This window comes from Cellulomonas algicola, from assembly GCF_003851725.1.
GTDB classification, from domain to species: Bacteria; Actinomycetota; Actinomycetes; order Actinomycetales; family Cellulomonadaceae; genus Cellulomonas; species Cellulomonas algicola.
The window spans coordinates 1-2,102 of the sequence record NZ_BHYL01000398.1; the positions used below are offsets into that span (position 1 = coordinate 1).

Annotated in this window: 2 protein-coding genes; both read right to left on the minus strand. The window is 77.8% G+C overall.

The genetic code is table 11. The features are described 5' to 3' along the window. A partial coding sequence (locus CTKZ_RS19865; protein ID WP_268904349.1) for an ABC transporter transmembrane domain-containing protein occupies window positions 1–655 on the minus strand: 655 nt, incomplete at its 3' end. Beyond that, window positions 652–2,102: thiol reductant ABC exporter subunit CydD (gene cydD, locus CTKZ_RS19870; protein WP_124344537.1), on the minus strand; the 1,451-nt coding region annotated here is incomplete at its 5' end. The genes cydD and CTKZ_RS19865, both read right to left, overlap by 4 nt.

Here is a 2,102-nt window from a genome sequence, read left to right on the forward strand (position 1 = left end):
CCGCCACGGCGAGCGGCCCGGCGTCGTCGAGCAGGCCGAGCGCGGTCGCGGACAGGTCGGCGCGCGCGTCGGCGGCGTGCCGCTCGGTGGTGCGCGACGCGCGTGCGGCCAGCGCCGGCGCGACGACACCCGCGAGGAGCAGGCACCCGGCGAGCGCGAGCCCGGCGGGCACCCAGAAGGCGCACATCGCGACGACGGTCCCGACGCCCAGGCACACCGCGACGACGGCGGGCAGGAGCCCGCGGACCACGACGTCGCCGACCGTGTCGACGTCCGCGCCCACGCGCGCGAGGAGGTCGCCGCGTCGGACGCCGGCCAGCGCGGCGGTCCGACCGGCGGCGAGCCGCTCGTAGAGCGTCGTGCGGACGTTCGTCATGCCGCGCAGCGCGACGTCGTGCGAGACGAGGCGCTCGAGGTAGCGCAGCACGCCGCGGCCGATGCCGAACGCGCGCACGGCGACGGTCGCGACGGACAGCTGCAGGACGGGCGGCATCTGCGACGCGCGCGCGATCAACCACGCCGACACGGCGGCGAGCGCGACGGCGCAGCCCAGCGCGAGCGTGCCGAGCAGCGTCGCGAGCGCGACGCGGCGCAGGTCGACGTCGAGGAGCCGGACGGCCCGGCGCAGGGTGCCGCGGGGCTCGCGGGCGCTCACGCGACCACCTGCCCGGCCGTCGACCGGACCGGCACGACGACGTCCGCGCACCCCGCGAGCGACGCCCGGTGCGCGACGAGCACGACCGTGCGGCCCTCGGCGCGCAGCGCCCGGACGGTGTCGAGCACGACCTGCTCACCGGACGCGTCGAGGTGCGCGGTCGGCTCGTCGAGCACGACGAGCGGGGCGGGGGAGAGCAGCGCGCGCGTGAGCGCGACGCGCTGGCGCTGCCCGACGCTCAGGCCGACCCCACCGCGGCCGAGCGGGGTGCTCCAGCCCGCCGGGAGCGTCGCGAGGACCTGGTCGAGACCCGTGAGCGCGGCGGCGCGGGCACGCGAGGCGTCGTCACCGCCGACCACGTCGGCGACCGTGCCGGGCTCGAGCACGGGTCGCTGCGGCAGCCACGTGACCTGCGACCAGTAGGTGTCACGGTCGACGTCCGCGAGCTCGAGCGGGCCGTCCGGTACGTCGAGGACGACGCGTCCCTCGTCGGGCGGCAGCAGGCCGAGCAGCACGTCGACGGCCGTGGACTTGCCCGCACCGCTGGGCCCCGTGAGCGCGACGACCGTCCCGGGCCGCACGACGAGGTCGAGCGCGTCGGGCGCGAGGCCGTCGGCCGTCGTGACGCCGACGCCGTCGAGCCGCAGCGTCGTCGACGCGAGGTCGGGGGCGGTCCGCGCGCCGCGCGCGGGCGCGGGCTCGTCGAGCAGCGCGAACGCCTGGTCGGCTGCCGCGACCCCGTCGACGGCCGCGTGGTACTGCGCGCCGACCTGGCGCAGCGGCAGGAACACCTCGGGCGCCAGGATCAGCACCGCGAGGCCGGTGACGAGGTCGAGGTGCCCCTCGACGAGCCGCAGGCCGATCCCGACGGCGACGAGCGCGACCGACAGCGTGGTCAGCAGCTCGAGCACCATGCCGGACACGAACGCGATGCGCAGCGTGCCCATGGTGGCGCGGCGGTGCGCGTCGCCGAGCTCCCGGACGCGGGCCGCGGGGCCACGCTCGCGGCCGAGCGCCTGGAGCGTCGGCAGGCCGGCGAGCAGGTCGAGCACCTGCGCGCCGAGCCGCTGCATCGTCGCGAGGCCGCGCTCGGAGCGGCCCTGCGTGAGACGCCCGACGAGCACCATGAAGATCGGCACCAGCGGGATCGTGCCGACGAGGATCGCGGCCGAGATCCAGTCGAGCCCGAGGACGACGAGCAGCGTGCCCGGCGTGACGGTCGCGGCGAGCACGAGCTGCGGCAGGTACCGCACGAAGTACGGCTCGAGCGCGTCGAGGCCGCGCGTCACGAGGGTGACGAGCGCCGGCCCGTGCCCCGCGGCGAGGTGCCGGGGTCCGAGGTCGACCGCGCGCTCCACGACCGCGTCGCGCAGCTCGCCGACCGCCCGGGTCGCCGCGCGGTGCGCGTACCGCTCCTGCAGGCCCGTGACGAGCACCCGCGCGGCGA